Below are 22,641 nucleotides of genomic sequence, written 5' to 3' on the forward strand. Positions count from 1 at the left end.
CACAAGTATCTGTACTGCATCCATGTGCATCCGTTACTTTAATGCAATAGCTACCAGCACACAGATTATTGGCATTGGCTGTCGTATTACCGCTTGGTGTCCATGAATACGTATAGGGTGCTGTTCCACCTGAGGGTATCACCACAGCATATCCATTGCAAGTCCCATTACATGTCGCTGAAAAACCTGCAGCTTGTATTTTTAAAACAGAAGGTTGCGTGATAGTAGCAATTGCTGTGCTTGTACATCCTGCGGAAGCAGTAACCGTAACAGTATAATTACCAACATTCAAGCCTGTAGCAGTAGCTGTTGTTTGAGATGGAATGGTACTCCATGAATAAATAAAAGGACCAGAGCCAGAAGGAGTTGCAGTTGCCGAACCATTTGCTGCACCATTACAAGTAATATTAGCAGTAGAAATAGTAGTTATCGGCATTGGGGAAAACGAAACCACAGTATCTAATACATAACTGCAACCGCTGCCAGTTGTAACGGTTACTTGATATTCTCCATTTTGATTGACATTACAAGATTGACCTGTACTAGAACCCACAATGCCCGGACCAGCAGGAACTGGTGTCCATTGATAATTGGATCCGCCCGCAGGAGCAGTTAATGTGATAATTCCTCCAATACATGTGGTAGGAGAAGTGCTAATTGCCACAGAACCACAAGAACAATCAATATAAGCATATCCAAAGTGTCCACCAAAAATACATCCTGCAGCAGTAAAGCGTACCGTAACAGTTTGTCCGATGTAAGCGCCTAAATTTAAACTATTGCTTGTCCAAGGGAGATAATACACATTTGGAGTAGTAGAATTTAAAAATCCTGTAGGAGGCACGCCATTGCTGGCTTGTATATAATATTGCAAACAAGGAATAGGATGTCCAAATTGATCAAATACTTCTGTTCTAAAATAAGGCTGTTCTCCTGCCGCATGTCCACCGTCGTCCAACACAACGGCGTATTTATACGTAAAGAGCGAATTAGCGGCTGTAACATTAAATGTTTGCTGAAGCATTTCTCCGCCACTTTCACCGCCAGGTCCACCTGCGGAACAACTGTATGTGCCATTAGAACCAAAATATTCATTAATGTCTTCTCCACCAATACGTACAGCATAAGTTCCACCACCTGCGTCCAACATCGGAAACCCACCATAAGGATCATTTCCTGAAGCAGCTGTAACGATGGTATGGTAAGAACAAGAAGCTTCTGGAGAATTTACACCAAGTGTATTGATAGCAGGAGAAGTAATCGTCAAAGCTGTTGTAGAATTTGCATTATAACCAATCGCTCCCGTCCAGCCACCAAAATTTCCGTTTTCAAAATCCACATTGTTACAAGCACTTGTTAAAGTACTTAAATTACCTGTGTAAATGGGATTTGGAGGAATTTCGAGATGGTATTTTTGGTCAATGAATTTTTTCTCTTGGAAGTAAAAATAAGTAGATGTTTCTTTTGAATTCAGATGATTCGCAAGTGCTTCTTGATAACACTGAGCAGTGTTAAAACCGTTTAATGAATCGCTTCCGAAAAAAATATTTCCAGAAGGGTTCTCAACTTGCTGAGCAACGCTGAGAGAGGTAGCTAATGCACTGATTACGCATAAGCCAAAAAACTTTTTTGCATTCATGGCTCTTTAATTTAGAGATTTCAGCCATCGGTAAAGTGGAATAAAGGTGTATTCATCAACGTGTTTTTTTGTTTTACTTTATTTCCCATTACCTTGGGCGTACTGTTCATTTTAAATGGTTGTTTCATTTAATTGAGGTTTTGATTTTACTGGTTGTACGAGTCTGTTTTAAAAAAGATACGGAAAAAGACATAGAAATTTATACACTATTTTCGGTTTGAAAAATTATTTTTTTGATGGAGAATAATTGCCGAAAAATTAGTCCGAAAAAATTATTTTTTCGGATGCAGAAACCCAGTTTGAAAAATTATTTTTTCAAACACAAAAAATCAAGCAAAAATTTAATGGAATGATTGAATTTATTCCTTGTTGGCGACAAAGGAAAAATTCATTCCGGCTACTTTTTCGTAGTCTTCGCCGGTGCGTTTAATATCGTCATCATCTTCATCGTAATGCCAAAAAATAGTTATTTTTTTTCCGACACTTTCTTGATGTTTCAATTTCAATAATAATTTTTTGATGGCAATAATAGAAGATGAACTGATGTAATAAAAATTAAAATTTACACTAAAAATATCCGGAAATGCATTCGCTGTTTCGTCCATCCAAGTAAGCAATTGCTGATAAAAACCTTGGGAATCTTCTGGAAAGGATTTTCCAGAAATCTCAAAAATATTTTTTTGGATATCGAAATTTATTTTCGGCGTATTTTGTGTTTCTTCCTTCGTAAATGCGTTCATAATTAGCCTGTTATTTTTGATTCTAAAAAAAACAATGAATTCACTGAATCTACTTTTTCAAAATTAAATCGAATATTATTTTCTGATTTTAATGCAATCGTCAGAAACCCCAAACCAGCGCCACCTTTAGCCGAAAGGCTTCCTTCCGAAAGGACTTCCATGTATGATTTTTTTAATTCTTTTTCGTTCGAACGTTTTATTTTGTCAAGTTTTAACTCGGATTCCGCTACTTTCTCGGTACGAATTAAATTTCCACTCGCCAACATAAATTCATCTTCATGATGTGCAGCAATAAAAAAAGAAGGCTGATTTCCGCTCTTGTCTTTATCTCCATGTAAACGAATGTTCTGAAGGGTTTCCACTACAATGTTGAAAATCTTTTTCACCGCTTTGTGACTCACGCCGCTATTTTCTAAATAATTTTCAATCAAACAAATAATCGCATTGGCTTTGTCCTGACTCATTTCTCCGCAATGCGAAGTAACCAACTTGGTTTTGCCGTTGCTCTTGTATAGTTCGCTTACAGAATTGTACTTAGAAATAATATCCATAAACCTGCTGAGTAGTTTGGAAATGTTAATTTGATAAAATTACAATTAAATCTAAAAAAAACAATATTATATCTATTTTTTTTGACTCGATGGTTGGAATCCTACTCATTTACAAGATATTAGGCTTCTGCTTATTTTTATGACATAAGCAATAATAGTATTATTTACCGTTTGAAAAAATATTTTTCAAACGGCATTTTTATACCTTTGCTTTGTTCTTTTTAAATTCTATTCATTAATAGAAAGAAAATTGATGAGAAAAAAATTTTTAGCGACCAGTATTTTTGTACTATTTGCAGTTACTTTTTCGTGTACCAAACAACAGGATCAAGTGCCGTTAACGGGCGTTAATATTTATTTAACGTTGGGTGAGCCTGCCTACGTGAAACTCAATGCTGTTACGGGCTGGGTGTATATTGATGGAGGAGTGCGCGGAATTATTGTGTATCGAAAATCGAGCACGGAATTTATGGCTTATGATCGCGATTGCCCCTATCAACCGAACAATACTTGCGCTTTGGTAAAAGTAGATTCAACTAATAATCTGACCGCTTTCGATCCGTGTTGCGGTTCAAAATTTTTATTGATGGATGGATCTGTTACAAGAGGTCCAGCTACCGCACCATTGAAACAATACGAAACCAGTTACGATGGCAGTTCTACGCTGCATATTTTTAACTGAAAAAATTAATATTTTAGTCAATTATCATTTCTGGAATACTTCCTTCTACGACCAATCTTCCTTTGGTTGCATTTTTTATTTGTTCAACAGAAACGCCCGGAGCGCGCTCGATTAAACGAAATCCTTGCGGTGTAATATCAAACATCCCCATTTCCGTAATTATTTTTTTGATGCATTTTACGCCCGTCAACGGAAGCGTACATTCGGGTAATAATTTTGATTCTCCATTTTTATTGACGTGCTGCATCGCTACAATAATATTTTTTGCAGAAGCCACTAAATCCATTGCTCCGCCCATTCCTTTCACCATTTTACCCGGAATTTTCCAACTCGCAATGTCGCCAGAATCGCTTACTTCCATCGCGCCAAGTACTGTCAATTGTACGTGTCCGCCACGAATCATTGCAAAACTTGTTGCCGAATCAAAAATAGAAGAGCCTGGAAGTGTTGTTACTGTTTGCTTCCCGGCATTAATCATATCGGCGTCTTCATCTCCTTCAAAAGGAAAAGGTCCCATTCCGAGCAACCCGTTTTCAGATTGAAAAATAACATTTATTCCTTTCGGGACATAGTTGGCAACCAATGTGGGAATACCGATTCCGAGATTTACATAATAGCCGTCTTGCAATTCTTTTGCAATGCGTTTCGCGATTCCGTTTTTGTCAAGCATGGTTTTAATTTGAAATTTCTATAATTATAAGTTCGTAAGTTTTTTAGCTGCGTTTGCGAACGGTGCGTTGTTCAATTCTTTTTTCATAATTCACTCCTTTAAAAATACGTTGTATAAATATTCCAGGAGTATGAATTTCATTCGGATCCAATTCTCCGGCAGGCACCAATTCTTCTACTTCGGCAATTGTAATTTTCCCTGCCATTGCCATCATCGGATTAAAATTACGCGCTGTGCCTTTGTAAATTAAATTTCCGAGTGTATCGCCTTTCCAAGCTTTTACAATTGAGAAATCGGCTTTCAGCCAACGTTCCATCAAATATTTTTCTCCGTCAAACTCGCGCGTTTCCTTGCCTTCCGCTACTTCTGTTCCGTAACCTGCGGGCGTAAAAAAAGCTGGAATTCCTGCTCCGCCCATCCAACATCGAGTTGCTAAAGTACCTTGCGGGATGAGTTCTACTTCCATTTCTTTGGTGAGCATTTGTCGCTCAAACTCTGCATTTTCGCCTACGTACGAAGCAATCATTTTTTTTATTTGATGTTTTTTCAATAATAATCCTAAACCAAAATCATCCACACCAGCATTGTTAGAAATACACGTTAAACCAGTGATTCCTTTTTTTTGCAAGGCTGCGATGCAATTTTCCGGAATGCCGCACAAGCCAAAGCCTCCGAGCATAATTGTTACATTGTTTTTGATGTCTTTTATCGCTTCATCCGCGTTGGCTACTACTTTATTCATAATAAATGGATTGAAAAATTGTTTTTTTGTCTGTACAAATGTTGTAAAAAAAGTGCGTTGAAAAAAATTTTTTTTTGAACCGATTCAAAATTCCCGCTCTGGAAATACGTTTGAAAAATTATTTTTTCGAAACAAGATTTATTTTTATCGAGATTTGAACGTTTTTTACTTGCAAAAAATATTTTTTTACCTTTAACAACAAAACCGAAGAACTAATTTATGCCAACATTTTCAGGAGCCATCGCCAACAAGTTGCCAAGAGTAGGAACAACCATTTTTACCATCATGTCGAAATTAGCGATGGAGCACAACGCGATAAACTTATCACAAGGATTTCCAGATTTTCCGTGCTCGGAAGAATTGGTGGACTTGGTCAATAAATACATGAAAAAAGGTTTTAATCAATATGCTCCGATGGCAGGAATACAGCCACTTCGCGAAATTATTGCTGAAAAAACAAAAACACTTTACGGAACAGCATACGATCCGGAAACGGAAATCACCATTACTGCCGGCGCTACACAAGCCATTTTTACAGCTATTTCAGCCATTATTCGTGAAAACGATGAAGTCATTATTTTTGAACCTGCCTATGATTGTTACGAACCTGCGATTACGTTAAACGGAGGAAAAACAATTTATTTTCCGCTGAAAGCGCCCGATTACTATATCAATTGGGACGAAGTAAAAAAAATGATCAACCATCGTACCAAAATGATTATTATCAATACGCCTCATAACCCAACAGGAACGGTACTTTCGAAAGAAGATTTACTGCAACTGGAAGAAATTGTGAAAAGTACAGATATTATTATTTTGAGCGATGAAGTGTACGAACACATTATCTTCGATGAGCAGCAACACCAAAGCGTTGCACGTTTTCCGAAATTGGCGGAACGAAGTTTTATTATTTCTTCTTTCGGAAAAACATTTCATACAACAGGTTGGAAAATGGGCTATTGCGTGGCGCCAAAAAATTTAATGGCAGAGTTTCGAAAAGTGCATCAATTTTTAGTTTTTTCCTGCAATACGCCTGTGCAATATGCTTTGGCAGAATTTTTAAAAACGAAAAAAAATTATTTAGAACTCAGAAATTTTTATCAACAAAAAAGAGATTTATTTATTGAGAAAATAAAAAAATCCCGATTTATATTAAAGCCTTCGGCGGGAACTTATTTTCAATTGTTGAGTTATAAAAACATCAGTGATGAAAAAGATACAGAGCTGGCGAAGCGCATTACAACTGAGTTTGGTGTGGCTTCCATTCCAGTTTCTGCTTTTTATCACGAGCCAGAAAATGATTGTGTATTGCGTTTTTGTTTTGCAAAAACAACAGAAACGATTGAGAAAGCCGCTGAAATTTTGTGTCGTATTTAATTTGTAATCCGATGGAAAATATAATTGTTACAATCATTCAAACTTCGCTTTTTTGGGAAAGTGTGGATGAAAATTTGAATTTGTTTTCGGAGAAAATTGCTGCCATTTCAGAGCAAACGGATTTGATTGTTCTTCCAGAAATGTTTAACACTGGATTTTCCATGAACACAAAAAAACTCGGAGAAAAATCCAACGGAAAAACGATGCAATGGTTGCGTGAAAAAGCAAAAGAAAAAAATTGCTGTATCGCTGGAAGCCTTATTATCAATGAAAATGAGAAATATTACAATCGTTTGGTTTGGATGCAATCCGATGGAAAATATCAGTCATACGATAAGCGCCATCTTTTTAGAATGGGTGAAGAAAATAATTTTTTCAGTACTGGAAATAAAAAAATAATTGTGGAATTAAAAGGCTGGAAAATTTGTCCCTTGGTTTGTTATGATTTACGTTTTCCGGTTTGGAGCCGAAATAAAAATAATTACGATTGTTTGTTGTACATTGCCAATTGGCCCGAGCGTAGAAATCATCATTGGAAAACATTGCTACAAGCACGCGCCATCGAAAATCAATGTTATGTAATTGGTGTTAATCGGATTGGAAATGACGGACATGAAATTTTTCACAGTGGCGATTCTGGAGTTATTGATCCACGTGGAAACCTTATCTGTAAAACGAAAGCGAACGAAGATACAACTGAAACAATAGTATTAAATTGGAACGAATTGGAAAAATATAGAACTGATTTTCCAGTACAAATGGATGCAGATAATTTTGAAATTAAATTAAACGATTAAAAATTTCGCATGAAAAAAATAATTTTTCTGTTGCTGTTTTTGAGTGTTGGGTTTGCTTCCAATAATAATTATGTATTGGTAAAATCCTTACCAGAATCCTGCACATTTTTGACGACGGATAATTTGCAAAATGTATATCTCGTAAAAAACGATTTGCTGGAAGAGTATGATGCCAATGGAAATTTACTAAAAACATATACCAATAAAAATTTTGGAAACATCAGTTTTGTAGATGCTACCAATCCTTTAAAACTGGTTGTTTTTTACAGCGATTTTTCTCAAATCGTTTTTTTAGACAATACGCTCAGTGAAAATGGAAGTCCAATTTCCCTTACGGACCTTGGCTTAGCGCAGGCGCAATTAATTTGTTCTTCGCATAACAATGGCACTTGGATTTACAATCCTCAAAACTTTGGATTACTTCGCATTGACCAAAACCTGCAAACGACGCAGCAAACAGGCAATATTAGTCAGATGTTAAGCATTACGATGAATCCAAATTATTTGATCGAATACAACAGTAAAGTATATCTCAATAATCCCGCCACGGGCATTTTGGTTTTTGATGTGTATGGGACGTATTCCGAGACCATTCCTATTAAAAACTTAACTAATTTTCAAGTAAATGGAGATAAATTATTTTATTTTTCGGAAAATAAATTTTGCAGTTTCAATACCAAAACTTTGGAACAACAAAATTATACATTGCCCGATACAAGCATTATTTCACTGAATATTCAGAAAGATAGATTGTATCTTCAAAAGAAAAATGAAGTAGATATTTATAAAGCCAACTAATTTTTTTCGTTAAGAAATGTTACATTTTGTTTCGCGTCAAATAGATTTCGTATTTTAGTCTTCTCTAAAAAATAATTTTATGCATATAGCCATTGCCGGAAACATCGGATCCGGAAAAACCACCCTAACCACGCTGCTTTCCAAGCATTACAATTGGCAACCTCATTTTGAAGATGTGAACGACAATCCGTACATCAACGATTTTTACGAAGAAATGCAACGATGGTCCTTTAATATGCAAGTGTATTTTTTGAGTACGCGTTTCCGACAAGTTACTGAAATTCACGAAAGCGGAAAAAATGTGATTCAAGACCGTACTATTTTTGAAGATGCATATATTTTTGCACCTAATTTACATGCGATGGGATTGATGACCACGCGCGATTACGAAAATTATATGTCGATGTTTAAGTTGATGAATTCGTTTATTAAAGCGCCTGATTTATTGATTTATTTGAGAGCTTCCGTTCCTACTTTAGTAAAACAAATTCAGAAAAGAGGAAGAGAATACGAAGAAGCCATTCGCTTGGATTACTTGAAAAGACTGAACGAACGCTACGAAGCGTGGATTAGCACATACGAAGAAGAACACAAAGGCGGAAAATTATTGGTGGTGGATGTGGATGAAAATAATTTTTCGGAACGTCCCGAAGATTTGGGAGTAATCATAAAAAAAATTGACGCAGAAATAAACGGATTGTTTTAAAAAAATATTTTTTCGTTCCTTTTTTTCGTTTGAAAAATTATTTTTTCAAAGCCCTTTTCTCAATCAATACGCGCGGACATTTTTTACCTTCAAAAAATTATTTTTTCAACGCATACATTTGCGCGATGTATTTCCCGAGAATATCAAATTCAATATTCACAATATCTCCTTTTTTTAAAGTTTTAAAATTGGTGTGTTGAAAGGTGTAGGGAATAATGGCAACCGAGAAATATTTTTTCAAAGACTCTACAACCGTAAGACTGACACCGTTTACACAGATAGAACCTTTTTCAACAGTCAAGGCTTTTTTAAAATCACTGTATTGAAAACGAAACAAATAACTGCCTTTCAAAATTTTTTTTTCGACACATATTGCTGTTTGATCCACGTGCCCTTGTACAATGTGTCCATCCAAGCGATCGCCCACTTTTAAGCAACGTTCCAAATTAATAAAATCATCTTTTTTTAATGTATTCAGATTTGTTTTTTGGAGTGTTTCTTCAATCGCGGTAACGGTGTATTCCGTGTTTTTTATTTTCACGACGGTTAAGCAAACGCCATTGTGTGCGATGCTTTGGTCTATTTTTAATTCAGATATAAAGGGAGCAGAAACGGTAATCTGTAAATTATTTTTTTCCTTTTTGAGCGCAGTAATTGTGCCTGTACTTTCTATGATTCCGCTAAACATTTAGTGTCCGGATCCCTCTTTTTTATTTCGCAGTAATTGTATAAATCCTTTTAAAACAATTGGTTTTATACCAGTTACGCGAATCTCATTAACAGTGCAGATATAAAAATACGTTCCTTCAGAACAGGTGCTTTTATCACTTTGATTGGTTCCGTCCCACCTAATATTCGGGTCGCTGGTTTCAAACATAATTTGTCCCCAACGATTAAAAATTTTAATGTCAATATTTTTGATGTATTTCACTGGAGGAATGGGCACGTAAAAATCATTTTTTCCATCATTGTCTGGTGTAAATACGTTGGGCAATTGATATTCCGGGCAATTATCCACACACACTACATTGCTGTACGCGCTTTGATTTCCAGATGAATCGGTAGCAGTAACGGCGTAACATCCTGCCAAAGAAGCTAAATTACTTTGTAGAAATGTAGTATCCGAAAGTGCATTTATCGTTGTTACAAATTGCAAAGGTGTATTTTCGACAGAGCTATAATAAATGCTGTAAAACTTAGTATCACTGCAACAGGAATGATTTGGATTGGTCCAAACCAATGTATTTTGTGAAAGGTCGCAATCGGCACTCGCAACCAGTTTTGGCGGGCAAGGCGGAACGGTATCAATTGGCGTTTCGCATTTTTTCTCTGAATAATTTATCAGCGGATGCGGAATGGTAATCGTATCCGAATATTTGCCAATACTTACAATTTTATAACAATACGTATCATGATTTTCTAAATACATACTATCGGTATATGTTTGTAATGTAGTTGTACCGATGGAAGAATATATTTTTGTAACCGGATTTTGTTTCAAAATTTGATATTGATAATTCGTCCAAGGGACATGTTCTGACCATTGCAAATTTACTTTTCGGCTGGCAGGTGTGGAAGTTAAAAAAACCGAAGATGCTGTATTGGTAGAACCAATAAAATTACTTCCTCCTCCAGCGTAAAAATCAATGCGATAAGTGTATGGATAATCTTGAGTATCTAAGAGGCTATCGTCCATATAAAGTGTATCGCTTAACGAATAAAAATTCGGGCTGCTGAATGATTTAATTTGTGTGAGTGAACTTGGAGAAAAACCTTGTCCGCGCATCACGATAAATGTATAAGGACCAGGATTTCCAATGGTGTCTAAATTAGTACTGTTGGCAATTGGTTTAATCCATCGAATTAATATTTTTCCAGAAGTAACATCTGTTGTATCCACAGAAACACCAGTAATAACAGGCACATCACGAATTAGCTGCAAACAAACTTGATTGGAGGCATAGCTTACCGCGGCATCTGGCAAAGGATAGTTCGCATCTACAATATAACTGTATTGCACTCCGTGTATTAAACCGCTACCGTTGTTATTATCTGTGAAAGTAGTTGTATTAAGTCCGTTTACGGTAGCAATGAGAACATATCCCGTATAGGCAGGAACACCTACTTCGCAAGGTCCGTGCTGCCAAGTAGAACAGTTGATACGCCTGTAAATATTATAGCCAGTTACTTGCGGGCACGCGCTGGCATTCCAATTTAATTTAATACTTGTACCAAGTGGCGTTGCAGTAAGATTGGTAGGAGCTGGACCGACAACCAGCACATTAAACGTTTTAAAATTGCTTAAAGGTGGGGTATAATTATCCGTTGCTTCTACGGATATTCCGTAGGGCTGTGAACGTACATCGGTACAATTGGTTTGCCATGAAAACAAAGTATTAACAGGATTTGTCGGAGAAGGTATTGGACATACAGCCGGAGGACTCAACGAAAACGGATAGCCAGTAACATTCAATGTTACATCTTGCCCTATATCCGAATCTGTCGCTTTGATAGGAACTCGCACCAATGTTCCCGCAACTACGCAGGTATCTGGCGCTGTAATTTGTGGCAGGTTATCAATACAGCTCTGACTCACATCAATTTGCATATCTCTTTCTACGGCACCGATAAAAGTTCCTTTTCGGTATTCTGAAACTAATATTGCCACATTGTATTCGCAAGGAGGAGGATCCGTGCAAGACGAAGGGCTACACCAACTGAGCAAGCCTGAAATCGGATCAATCGAAAAAGTGGATGTTGTGGGCGGATAAGTGTATCCAAAAATATTTACGCCAGCATGTCCTTTACACGGAATTAACGAATAACTCAAACTGTCTCCATCTGGATCATAAGCGTTGCAATTATAATAAAAACAAATGTTTGCACAAGCCGAAATACAACTTGGCGGATTTAATAAAATTGGCGAATTATCATCTCCCAGAAAAGGATTAATGGTTAAAATAGAATAAATATAAAAAGGCTCGTTCACAGAATTCGGAATATTCTCGATACCGCCATTTCTGTTTGGATCTTCCATACTTAACGTGTAAGTTCCAGGACCGCGATACGTGTGTTGTCCAGTATATTGATTGTGTTTAGAACAAGTACAAAGCGGCACACCTTCAGGTATTCCGTCTGAGCCAACAGTTCCGTTGGTACGAAAAATAACAGAAGAGTCGCCATCCCCCCAATAAATAGTCAACTCTTCTCTATCAGGTGGAAAGCCGCCCCCAGGCAAAGAGCAAGTGTTTGAATATGTATTTACAACTGCTTGATACGTTAATCCTGAAATATGTTTAAATGTAATTTCACCCGCACGGTTGTGGGTTGCAAAAGCTGCATTTACAAAGCAACATAAAAAAACAATTGGTAAAAAAATCTTTTTCATTCGAAATGATTGTTCGCGTATACGAAGCGCTAAGGTACGTTTTTTTAAATATCTGTGCATTTCGACTTCAAAAGAGTCGTTAGGTTTAGAAAAAAAGAGGCTTCAAAAAAATAATTTTTTGAAGCGAGAAAATCAAATCAAGGCATTCCCTGTCATCTCAACAGGAATTTCTACATCCATTAATTTGAGAATCGTTGGAGCGATGTCTGCTAATTTCCCTTTGTTAATTTTTTTGTATTGATTGTCAATAAGAATACAGGGCACCAAGTTTTTGCTATGCGCTGTATTCGGTGAACCATCTGTATTTACAGCATAATCCGCATTTCCGTGATCGGCAATAATGATAAATGAATAATTATTTTTTATTCCTGTTTCCACAATTTCTTGCACGCATTTATCCACCGTTTCTACTGCTTTTACAATAGCCGAATAAACACCAGTATGTCCCACCATATCCGCATTTGCGAAATTCAAACAAATAAAATCCGCTTCGTTTTTTTGAAGTTCTTTTAGCAATTCGTTTTTTAATTCGATGGCGCTCATTTCCGGCTGTAAATCATACGTAGCCACTTTTAGCGAAGGAATTAAAATTCTTTTTTCACTTTCAAAAATAGTTTCTCGTCCGCCCGAAAAGAAAAAAGTTACGTGTGGATATTTTTCTGTTTCTGCCATCCGAATTTGTTTTTTACCAGCATTCGCAAGCACTTCACCAAGCGTTTGATGCAGATGATCTTTGTCGTAAACTATTTTTACATTTTTAAAATCATCATCGTAATTGGTCATTGTGATGTAATTCAAAAATAATTTTTTCATTCCGAATTTCGGAAAATCTTGCTGCGTAAGCACTTGTGTAATTTCTCGACAACGATCTGTACGAAAATTAAAACAAATCACTACATCATTTTCTTTTATAATTGCAATCGGATTTCCTGATTTATCAGTACAAATAAGCGGTTTTATAAATTCATCGGTTATATTTTCAGAATAAGATTCTTCAACAGATTGTAAATAATCGGTCGTCCTTTTTCCTTCGCCTTTCACCAATAAATTATACGCCAATTGAATTCGTTCCCAGCGCTTATCACGATCCATCGCGTAATAGCGACCAATAATACTTGCTATTTTGATATTCGTATTTTCAATTTTTTGTTGTAATTTTTTCAAAAAAGAAATGCCACTTTTTGGATCGGTATCGCGACCATCCGTAAAAGCATGAATAAAAACATTCGGCAAATTATTTTTTTCTACCATTTCGCAAAGTGCCCATAAATGCTGCTCGTGCGAGTGAACGCCACCATCCGAAAGCAATCCCATAAAATGTACATTCCGATTATTTTTTTTCGCATCTTCAAAAGCCGCAAGCAAAACAGGATTTGAAAAAAACTTTTTTTCACGCACCTCTTTATTGATTTTCGCCAAATCTTGATATACGATTCGCCCCGCGCCAATATTGAGATGCCCGACTTCCGAGTTTCCCATTTGTCCATCTGGCAAACCTACATTTTCACCAAAAGTGAGCACAGTGGAATGCGGATATTTTTCATACAAACTATCTACAAAAGGAGTTTTTGCATGCGTGATTGCATCCGATTTAGAGCCATCTCCGAGCCCCCAACCATCTAAAATTAATAACACAACTTTTTTCGACATAAACAGGTTACGAATTACAAATACAAATTACTAGGTTACTAATAAACGAATCACTACAAATTTACGAATACCGATTTTATTCTTAAACATCAAAAGTAACTTCTAAAATACTGCCTTTCGGAAAATTATTTTTTACGCTGATGATTCCAGAATGTTGATCTACCAAGTTTTTCACGATGTACAAACCCAATCCCGTTCCTTTTGTTTTTCGCGTATTTTCATTTCCTACACGATAAAATTTATTAAAAATTTTTTCTTTTTCCGTATCCGAAATTCCGACGCCTTCATCTTTTACCGAAAAAATAATTTGATTTCCTTTTTGCACCAATACGATAAAAATAGTTGATTTTTCAGGAGAATATTTCACCGCATTTTCCACTAAATTCAATACAATGGAAGAGAGCGCCATTTTATCTGCTGAAAAAAAAATTTCTGGAGCACTATTTTTTTCGAAGGTATGTGTTTTGTATAAAGTGCTTAATTTTTGAACCAATTCTTCCAGCAAATCCGAAAAATTAATTTTCTCTTTGTGCAACACAAATAAATTATTTTCGATGTTGGTAGCGAGCAAAATATTTTCCACCAAATTATCTAATCGGTCGGCATCATCAATGGCGTTAGAAATAATTTCTTTTTGTTGCTCTTTCGGCAAATCCCTTTTGTGTAGGGTTTGCAGCAATAATTTCGCGGAAGCGATGGGCGATTTTAATTCGTGAGTAACGGAAAGCAAAAAGTTTTTTTGAAGATTTGCCAAAGCCGTTTGCGCTTTAAATGTTTTCTGAACACGCGAAATCCCCAAAATCATCAACACTAAAAAAACGCTACCTTCACCGCTAATCATCCACCAACGGCGATGAAGATCCATTTCTAATTTTTGTTGTTCCGAAAATATTTGCGATGCCTCTGTTAATTTTAAAACAATCAATTGTGCCTTTTGCGCATGAATTTCGTTGGTTTGTTGCACCATTAAATACGACCACCAACCAAATTGCACAAAGACATACGCCACCAATAAATAAAAAATAAAAAGCGGTTTCGATTTGTTTGTAGATTTTTTCATAGCAAAGGAATACGCAAAGATAAAAAAAAGCGTTTTGCTGTTACTTCCTTTTTATTCTATGCTAAACGGACTGAAAAAAAGTTTTTCTCCTTCAATAATATGAATAAGAAAAGAACCCTTTTTGAGGAATGAAATAGCTATCTGATGGCTTTTTGATTCTTCTAAAACACCTTTTAAAAGGATGTTTCCATCCGTATCGCTAATTACGAAACATCTGTTGAGGTTAACAGCTTTTAACTCGAAACACAAACGTAAATCGTTTCCGCTTTTTTCAACTTTCAGCTCTGTTATTCCTTCCATAAAACTATTTTTTCCGCCTTCCTAATTCTTTCATACACATTATATTGATATTATTCCTTCACAAATTTTTTCGCAAATTGTCCTGCTGCATTGCGAACAATAAGCATATACATTCCGCTTGGCAATTGACTTATATCAATGTTGTTGGTTTCACCTGAATCAAAATTTCCTTCCGAAATTTCTTGTCCAATTGCATTATAAATTTGATACGTAACATCCTTCGCTTCAAAATTTATTTTTACGTTTAGTTGATTGGTAGCGGGATTGGGGAAAACAGTCAGGTTTTTAGGATTCGAAAAATAATTTTTTACTGTATTCAAATCTCCACCGCAAGGCGAGCCATTATTATAATCGTTTATAATTTGTTGCACATTTTGTTTTAATGTGGTAACACTTGCTAAGTTTCCAATAGAATCCGCACTGGTATAATTTCTCCCGAAAACATAGGCAATATCTATATTTTTTTCAGTTCCAGCAGGAAATGCAAACGGACCAGTAGAGCCAATTCCTCTTCTGTCCCCCGCTGGATCACCATTCGTAGTTTCTGACCAAGCAGATGTATCGCTCGGATTACCAGGAAAAACATAATTACACAAAGTGTCTGATGAATAGTGTCCATTTCCACCGTAAACTACATGGGTACTATCTTTCCACTTAGATTGCATATAATTATAATAATCCATTGCTACCAAAGGGTTTCCTATGCTTGTAAAATCATTGTTATAATAGATGAAAGAGGACATTTTTTGATTTAGAAAAACCGTTGCTTCAGCAGGCGGATGAGCTCCATAAGGCAATTCAGGAGAAGGACAATTTTGATCTATCGCCTCTCCATTATAAGCATAATACATATTTAGAGTAGAATCACAGCCTTCAAAATCATCATCTGAACATCCAATATCTTGATCAGTAAAAACACCCACATAAGTAGAATCATAATTATTAACGGAGCGATTGTAAATTTGAAAACTTGCAAAAACAGTTTGCAATAAAGCAGAGTCAATAGAACAATTCATTTCATAAAACATCGCATGAATTTCAATTCCTAAAGGAAGTCCACCAGTTGCGTGAGCACTATCGGCATCATTCCAAATAAAAAAGACGGCTTGGTCGCCACGAATTAAAGGATAATCTCCATTTTGTGGATCATAAATTCCGTTACCATTATAATCGAAATAAGGAGCTAAAAGATGCGCTTCTCCATTGGCAGCATTTCCGTTTCCGGGCCAATTGGCAATACTTAGCGGAACTACATAACCAGGATCAGACCAATGCGCTTTGTGATAATCAACAGTAGATTTATCCATTTTCCACACATTGTCGTAACGACTTAAATAAGCAGCAGATGTATAATTGTTTGCGATTGGTCCAGAACCAAAATCACGTTGATTAGAATAATAACTATATGTCTCGGCAGCAAGATGTAATTGATGGCTTGCATCCAAACCTCCAATCCAAATATTACTTGCTAAAATAGTACTTAAGCCAGAATTTTTGGGAACAATAAACCCTGGATGATAATTAGGATTTTCAAAAAAACCAAGATGATAGTCTAAAGTTGCTGCAACAATATTAGTATCAATCGTGGCGCTTGTTTGCGCTTCCGCAGAAAAACTGAAGCTGGCAAAAAGGGCGAGTAAAAAAGTAATTTTTTTCATGGTGTGTTTTTTAATCGTTTGAAAAATTATTTTTTCGAAGTGAGTATTTTTCCTAATTTTATAATCAACTTGTAAAAATTTAAGTATAGTCGGCTGAAAAAAACCCCCCGGTTCTAAAATCAGCCGACTTAATACCTCGGCATAAAAAATATGCCTTTCGTTGTGTAATTGTAAAAGTATTTTGAAAAGAAGTATTGTGCAAACCAACTTTTGTCTAAACTATACACGTCTGAGGCACCCTTTTTTAAGGTGCCGGATGTCTGAAGGTATTGATTTTATTGAATTTTTTTCAAAACAAAAGTGCTCAATACTATACACGCCTGAGAGGGCATTTTCGGTTGAAAAAAAGATGAATTTTTGCATTAAAATACTGTATTTTTGTTTTTTCTGTTCGAAAAAATAATTTTTCAAGACCAAAATAAATGACGAAAAAAAAGCGTTCAAAAAAATAATTTTTCAAAAATAAAATGGCAAAAAAAGTTTCCGAAAATTTATTCCGATTGGTCAAATCGCTTACGCCGGCGGAAAAAAGATATTTCAAAATTTACGTGCAACGCAACAGTTCTGGGCGAGAAAGCAATTACGTGCGTTTGTTTGAAGCCATTGATACGCAAGAAATATACAACGAAGAAAAATTAATAAAACGCTTTCAAAAGGAATCTTTCACCAAAAATTTTACGATTACCAAAGGACGTTTATACGAAACTATTTTGCGGAGTTTAGATGTGTTTCACGCGGATAGTTCAGTGGATGCACAATTGAAACGACAATTGCATTGCATCGAAATTTTGTACCGAAAAGATTTGCACGATGAATGTTTAAAAGAATTAGCAAGCGCTAAACGTTTTGCTACGAAATACGAGAACTACGCGGCTTTGCTGGATATTTCGATGCGCGAGAAAAAAATTATTTCTGCTACAGCGTATTCCGGCGTTAGCGAAAAAAGTTTAGATAAAATTCACGCTACGGATAATTTACTTTTCGAAAAAATAAAAAGTATTAGTTATTTGTGGAATATAAAAAGCAAATTCTTTTTTCTGATCAATAAACAAGGTGCTATTCGGAATAAAAAAGAGCTGAGTAAATTCAAGCAGATCATTGATAACGCTGTGCTGGAGAATGACCACAAAGATTTATCCTTCGAAACAAAAGATTTATTTTATCACATTTATGGCGCGTATTATTATGCCGTTGGCGAATACGAAAAAGGATATGTGTATCTGAAAAAACACATTCATTTGGTGCAATCGCACACGGAAACAATTAAGGAAGATCCAAATAAATATGTCGCTATTCTAAACAATATTTTAAACGTTTGTTATTTGTTGAAACGGTACGATGAAGCTTCGGAATACTTGAAAAAACTACGGAACATCACTAAATTATTGCCTGCCGGAAAATCAGCTCATTTGGAAGTAAAAATTTTTGCGAGCAGTTATAATTTCGAACTCACCGTTTACATCGAAACTGGTGAATTTTCAAAAGGTGTGCAATTGGTGCCGATGATTGAAAAAGGTTTAAAAAAATACGAAGGAAAAATAAATCAAGTCCAAAAAATATTGTTGTATTACAATATCAGCGTGGCTTATTTTGGTGTGGAAAAATATTCGGAAGCCCTTGCGTGGACAACGAAATTACTGAACGATTCCAACGTAGCGATGACGCAAGATATTTATTGTTTCACTAAAATTCTAAATCTTATTATTCATTTGGAATTAGAGAACAATGATTTTATTCCGTATGCGTACAAAGCTACTTTTCGTTTTTTAAATTCGAAAAATAGAGTGTATAAATTTGAAACTGTTTTTCTCAATTTTATTGGAAAAATAATGAAAGAAAAACAACCTGATTTACGAAAATATTACCGCGAATTAAAAGAAGAGTTATTAGTGCTATCCGACGACCCCTTTGAAAAACCAGTGTTTGAGCACTTCGATTTTATTTCGTGGGTTGAGAGTAAAATAAATAAAACTCCTTTCAAAGAATTATTCAGAGAAAAAATAAAATCTTAAAAATTATTTTTTCAAGGCATCCCAACCTTGCGCGGTAATCGGATGAACGCTGTTGTTTTGCGTTATCAAATTTACGCCTGCATCTTTGTGCGTGATGTGTCCGATTACTGTGATATTCGGATTTCCTTTTACTTTTTCATAATCAGAAATATCAATGGTGAAAAGCAATTCATAATCTTCGCCACCATTTAAAGCGCAAACAGTAGGATCTAAATTAAAATCACGCGCTTTGCCATACGTAACAGGATCAATCGGAAGTTTATCTTCGTAAATAGTTGCGCCCACTTCTGATTGCGTGCAGATGTGCAAAAGCTCCGAAGCCAAACCGTCCGAAATATCAATCATCGCGAGCGGTTTTATTTCTAATTTTTTTAAGAGCGGTGGAATATCTTTTCGCGCTTCTGGTTTTAATTGACGTTCCAAAATATAATCGAAACCTTCTAAATCAGGTTGTACTTTCGGGTTTTCTTTGAAAATTTGTTTTTCTCTTTCCAACAATTGTAAGCCCACATACGCACCGCCCAAATCGCCAGTTAGACAAATTAAATTTCCTTCAACGGCAGTATTTCGATACGCAATTTCATCCGCTTTTGCTGTGCCGATAACGGTTACAGAAATGATTAATCCAGATGTGGACGAAGTCGTATCTCCACCAACTAAATCAACATTATAGCGACTGCAAGCCAAGTAAATTCCTTCGTACAATTCTTCAATCGCTTCCAACGAAAAACGGTTGGAAATAGCGATAGAAACTGTAATTTGTTTCGGCTCCGCATTCATCGCATAAATGTCGGATACATTTACGGATACAGCTTTGTAGCCCAAATGTTTCATCGGCACATAACTCAAATCGAAGTGAACGCCTTCCACCAACATATCTGTAGAAACGAGAGTCAATTCATTTTTTGAATCAATCACCGCAGCGTCATCTCCCACACCTTTTACAGAAGTTTTGTGTTTTAAAATAATATTTTTGGTGAGGTGTTTTATCAAACCGAATTCGCCTAATTTTTCTAATTCGGTGCGAGAACTATTTTTCTCAATCATCTTAAATAAATTTTATTTTTCGTGCGGCAAAAGCACACATTCTTAACAGAATAAATCCGTGTTTGAAGCGCGAAATATTAGTGGTACCGTAGGTTCTTTCTTTGTAGCGAATTGGAATTTCAACAATTTTAAGATTCAATTTATGTGCTCCGAAAATTAAATCAAAATCTCCGAAAGGATCAAAATCTCCAAAATATTTTCGGTTGGCAACTAAGCGTTCATAATCTTTTTTGAAAATTACTTTCGTTCCGCAAAGCGTGTCTTTAAAGCGTTGTTCGAGCAGCCAAGTAAATGCCCAACTGAAAAATTTATTTCCGAGCAAATTTAAAAAGCGCATCGCTTCTTTATCCATTTGATAAACTAAGCGCGAACCGTTGATAAATCCGCCCTTTCCGGAAGCAATGGCATCGTAAAATTTCGGAATGTCTTCGGGCGGAACCGTTAAATCGGCATCTAAAATCATTAAAATATCGCCTGTTGCCATATCATAACCAAGTCTTGCTGCATCGGCTTTTCCTTTGCCTTTTTGTTTGCCGATTTTTATATCGTGCGTAGCAGCATATTTTTTTTGAATTTCCTGAATTTTTTCCCAAGTATCATCCGTGGAATTTCCTTCGATAAAAATAATTTCAACGTGTTTCCCGAAATTTGGTAAACGCAAAATAGCATTTTCAATATTTCCACTTTCGTTGCGTGCCGGAATAATGACAGATGTAGAATATTTTTTTTGATACTGCGATTCATCACCTGTTGGCAAAGGTTTTGCGAAGGTGTAATAATTCAGTGAAAAGAATTTAAAAATAGGAAATTTCGCTACATAACGATTTAAAAAAGACGACAAAAGCGGAATGTAAAATGGAAAAATCATGCGCTTGCTGTTGCGATATACATCAAATCCAGAAATGAAAAGTAAATTATTTATGTCGGATAAAGTAAGCCAATTTTGAACGGGCGAAGCAGTTTTTAAGCCAAGTGTTTCCGCTAATTTCAAAAACGGTTCCCACAAATAATTATAATACGTAACGATAATTTTTGTTTCAGAATGACACACTTTATGCAATTGCTGAAACACTTCTTGAATATCATCCAAATAGCCGATAAGATTGGACAATATGACCACATCAAATTTTTCGTCAAACGAAATATTTTCAGCGGACATCACAAAAAATTCGGCTTGCGAAAATTTATTTTTCGCTTTCTCAATCATTTTCGGACTGAAATCAATACCTACTTTTCGTTTCCCTTTTATTTCATTAATTAATTCTCCGGTGCCGCAACCTACTTCCAAAACGGAATAATCATCGTGCGAAAAATAATTACAATAATTAGTAATTTCATTCCAATAGTACGAATGTCGCCTACGTTTTTTTTCAGGCGCAGATGCTATTTTTTCAAAATAATCAAGTGTATGTGAAGTGATTTTTGTCAATGAAAAATTATTTTTTTGATTCGATTTTTGTGATTTCTATAAAAACAAACATTCCGAAAACGCGCGCCAACGGGCTTGCTATTTTTTCCGAAAATTTAAAAAAGCCGAAACTTCCTTTTGGTACTAAGGCTTTCATCGAAACTCCTCCGCTTAATAAATAACGAAAAGGCGTATGATACAAAACAGGATTTAATTTTAATTCGGAAAATTTTTTTTCGAAAAGTTGTTTGTCGCGCTCAAAAATAATCCAAGGAATAGCGCCATTTGCTCCTGAAAGCGGACCCGTAGAAGGCACTTCCCAATTGCCTTTGGGATTAAAAGGTTCGTGATGAAAATGCTGATAAATAAATCGAGCGAACCAACTGTTTGCAGGTTCTACCATTAAAATTTTTCCACCTATTTTTAAGGTGCGTTGTGCTTCTTGTAAAAAATTTTCAGGATGCGGAATGTGATGTAATACATTTACCATCATAATCGCGCTTAATTCTTCGTTCGCAAAAGGCAATTCTTCTGCAGAAACAATTTTGTCGCAACAATCCAACGGTAAAATATCAGAGGTAATTACTTCCGGAAAAATTTCTTTCAGGAAACCGCCACCTGAGCCAATTTCCAGCATTTTTCCAGCAGGAACTATTTTGCATTTTTCCATCAATAATCCGTACCATTCTTCGTACAATTCTTTTAAAAATGGTTTTGATTTGATAATATCGCGATGTGCCAAAGTTGTTTTTGGATCATCTAAATCGTATTGTTTTTTATAGCGAAGTCCCATTAATAAATGATTTGATATAAAAATGTAGGTTCCGTTGCACCTTGCTGGTAAATCAATTTTAACTTTTGTGGATATTTTTGCGCTACCGGCTGAAACATCCTCCACAAGGTATTGATAATTGCATTCGGATCCGCCACTTTTGAATTTCTGCGTAAGCTGGCGAGCATAACATACGTTACTTTATTTTGTTTGCAATATGCTAAAACGCTGTCAGGATCGCTGGTATGAACAGAATAAACCGGAAAAAATTCTTTTCCGTTTCCGTAAATAAACGACATCGGGGCTTTGCGGCAAGCCACATACGCATCCTTCGGTAAATTCTTGCTGCACCATTCGCTCATCTTCAAATAATTTACCCAATCCGGCGTATAGCCGTAATATAAATCGCCACTTAAATTTTTTTCTAAAATGGGAATGTTTTCTTTTGCTTTATTCCACGATGCAACCACTCCGGAAAGACACAATCCGATAACGATGTAAAAATAAATAGTTTGGACAGGAGAAGGCGATTTGCTGAAGGCATTGTAAATGCCGTAAAGTATCACGATTAACATCATCGGAACAAGTATCATAATGATACGCGGCTGATCCCAACGCGTTTGTAAAGCGACGAAGGAGATTAG

Annotated in this window: 21 protein-coding genes; 6 read left to right on the top strand and 15 right to left on the bottom strand. The window is 35.9% G+C overall.

The genetic code is table 11. From position 1 onward, the window contains the following. The 3 genes from ABIZ51_06220 to ABIZ51_06230 form a co-directional block, all read right to left on the bottom strand. A partial coding sequence (locus ABIZ51_06220; GenBank protein ID MEO7088372.1) for a SprB repeat-containing protein occupies nt 1-1,639 on the bottom strand: 1,639 nt, incomplete at its 3' end. Nucleotides 1,640-1,998: 359 nt separating this feature from the next. Next, complete coding sequence (locus ABIZ51_06225; protein MEO7088373.1) at nt 1,999-2,379, bottom strand: SiaC family regulatory phosphoprotein; 381 nt, start codon at nt 2,377-2,379, stop codon at nt 1,999-2,001. Nucleotides 2,380-2,381: 2 nt separating this feature from the next. Beyond that, a complete protein-coding gene (locus ABIZ51_06230) occupies nt 2,382-2,930 on the bottom strand; it encodes a SiaB family protein kinase (GenBank protein ID MEO7088374.1) in 549 nt (182 codons plus the stop codon). 253 nt (nt 2,931-3,183) lie between these two features. Here ABIZ51_06230 and ABIZ51_06235 point away from each other — a divergent pair, with 253 nt between their 5' ends. Next, complete coding sequence (locus ABIZ51_06235) at nt 3,184-3,612, top strand: hypothetical protein (protein MEO7088375.1); 429 nt, start codon at nt 3,184-3,186, stop codon at nt 3,610-3,612. Between the two features lie 13 nt (nt 3,613-3,625). Here the strand turns inward: ABIZ51_06235 and ABIZ51_06240 are convergent, their stop codons facing one another. Next, nucleotides 3,626-4,282 (bottom strand): CoA transferase subunit B, encoded by a 657-nt coding sequence (locus ABIZ51_06240; protein ID MEO7088376.1) that lies wholly within the window; start codon nt 4,280-4,282, stop codon nt 3,626-3,628. A gap of 43 nt (nt 4,283-4,325) precedes the next feature. Next, nucleotides 4,326-5,027, bottom strand: coding sequence for a CoA transferase subunit A (locus tag ABIZ51_06245; protein ID MEO7088377.1), 702 nt, complete (start codon nt 5,025-5,027; stop codon nt 4,326-4,328). 216 nt (nt 5,028-5,243) lie between these two features. On the opposite strand from ABIZ51_06245, the gene ABIZ51_06250 reads away from it, so the two are divergent. The 4 genes from ABIZ51_06250 (at nt 5,244) to ABIZ51_06265 (ending at nt 8,702) form a co-directional block, all read left to right on the top strand. After that, nucleotides 5,244-6,401 carry a methionine aminotransferase gene (locus ABIZ51_06250; GenBank protein ID MEO7088378.1) on the top strand — a complete coding sequence of 386 codons (1,158 nt, stop codon included), beginning with the start codon at nt 5,244-5,246 and terminating at the stop codon, nt 6,399-6,401. 11 nt (nt 6,402-6,412) lie between these two features. After that, nucleotides 6,413-7,198 carry an amidohydrolase gene (locus tag ABIZ51_06255; protein MEO7088379.1) on the top strand — a complete coding sequence of 262 codons (786 nt, stop codon included), beginning with the start codon at nt 6,413-6,415 and terminating at the stop codon, nt 7,196-7,198. Between the two features lie 9 nt (nt 7,199-7,207). Then, nucleotides 7,208-7,996, top strand: coding sequence for a hypothetical protein (locus tag ABIZ51_06260; protein ID MEO7088380.1), 789 nt, complete (start codon nt 7,208-7,210; stop codon nt 7,994-7,996). Nucleotides 7,997-8,075: 79 nt separating this feature from the next. Beyond that, nucleotides 8,076-8,702, top strand: a complete 627-nt coding sequence (locus ABIZ51_06265; GenBank protein MEO7088381.1) for a deoxynucleoside kinase — start codon at nt 8,076-8,078, stop codon at nt 8,700-8,702. A 97-nt stretch (nt 8,703-8,799) separates the two neighbouring features. Here the strand turns inward: ABIZ51_06265 and ABIZ51_06270 are convergent, their stop codons facing one another. The 6 genes from ABIZ51_06270 to ABIZ51_06295 all read right to left on the bottom strand — a co-directional run bounded on the left by ABIZ51_06270 (nt 8,800) and on the right by ABIZ51_06295 (nt 16,758). After that, nucleotides 8,800-9,390, bottom strand: coding sequence for a riboflavin synthase (locus tag ABIZ51_06270; protein ID MEO7088382.1), 591 nt, complete (start codon nt 9,388-9,390; stop codon nt 8,800-8,802). Next, on the bottom strand, nt 9,391-12,090 hold the full coding sequence (locus ABIZ51_06275) for a gliding motility-associated C-terminal domain-containing protein (protein MEO7088383.1): 2,700 nt from the start codon (nt 12,088-12,090) through the stop codon (nt 9,391-9,393). 132 nt (nt 12,091-12,222) lie between these two features. Then, nucleotides 12,223-13,740, bottom strand: a complete 1,518-nt coding sequence (gpmI, locus tag ABIZ51_06280; protein MEO7088384.1) for a 2,3-bisphosphoglycerate-independent phosphoglycerate mutase — start codon at nt 13,738-13,740, stop codon at nt 12,223-12,225. 82 nt (nt 13,741-13,822) lie between these two features. Next, nucleotides 13,823-14,800 (bottom strand): ATP-binding protein, encoded by a 978-nt coding sequence (locus tag ABIZ51_06285; protein ID MEO7088385.1) that lies wholly within the window; start codon nt 14,798-14,800, stop codon nt 13,823-13,825. 51 nt (nt 14,801-14,851) lie between these two features. Then, nucleotides 14,852-15,100, bottom strand: a complete 249-nt coding sequence (locus ABIZ51_06290) for a hypothetical protein (GenBank protein ID MEO7088386.1) — start codon at nt 15,098-15,100, stop codon at nt 14,852-14,854. Nucleotides 15,101-15,150: 50 nt separating this feature from the next. Next, a complete protein-coding gene (locus tag ABIZ51_06295; protein MEO7088387.1) occupies nt 15,151-16,758 on the bottom strand; it encodes a T9SS type A sorting domain-containing protein in 1,608 nt (535 codons plus the stop codon). 467 nt (nt 16,759-17,225) lie between these two features. On the opposite strand from ABIZ51_06295, the gene ABIZ51_06300 reads away from it, so the two are divergent. Continuing rightward, nucleotides 17,226-18,770, top strand: coding sequence for a hypothetical protein (locus ABIZ51_06300; protein ID MEO7088388.1), 1,545 nt, complete (start codon nt 17,226-17,228; stop codon nt 18,768-18,770). Nucleotides 18,771-18,773: 3 nt separating this feature from the next. On the opposite strand, the gene thiL is transcribed toward ABIZ51_06300, so the two are convergent. The 4 genes from thiL to ABIZ51_06320 all read right to left on the bottom strand — a co-directional run. After that, nucleotides 18,774-19,817, bottom strand: coding sequence for a thiamine-phosphate kinase (gene thiL, locus ABIZ51_06305; GenBank protein MEO7088389.1), 1,044 nt, complete (start codon nt 19,815-19,817; stop codon nt 18,774-18,776). Between the two features lies 1 nt (nt 19,818). Further along, nucleotides 19,819-21,246: a bifunctional class I SAM-dependent methyltransferase/glycosyltransferase family 2 protein gene (locus ABIZ51_06310; GenBank protein ID MEO7088390.1), complete on the bottom strand. Its 1,428-nt coding sequence runs from the start codon at nt 21,244-21,246 to the stop codon at nt 19,819-19,821. A 7-nt stretch (nt 21,247-21,253) separates the two neighbouring features. After that, on the bottom strand, nt 21,254-22,018 hold the full coding sequence (locus tag ABIZ51_06315; GenBank protein MEO7088391.1) for a class I SAM-dependent methyltransferase: 765 nt from the start codon (nt 22,016-22,018) through the stop codon (nt 21,254-21,256). Continuing rightward, a partial coding sequence (locus tag ABIZ51_06320; protein MEO7088392.1) for a hypothetical protein occupies nt 22,018-22,641 on the bottom strand: 624 nt, incomplete at its 5' end. The genes ABIZ51_06315 and ABIZ51_06320, both read right to left, overlap by 1 nt.

It is taken from the genome of Bacteroidia bacterium, from assembly GCA_039924845.1.
Lineage (GTDB): Bacteria > Bacteroidota > Bacteroidia > DATLTG01 > DATLTG01 > DATLTG01.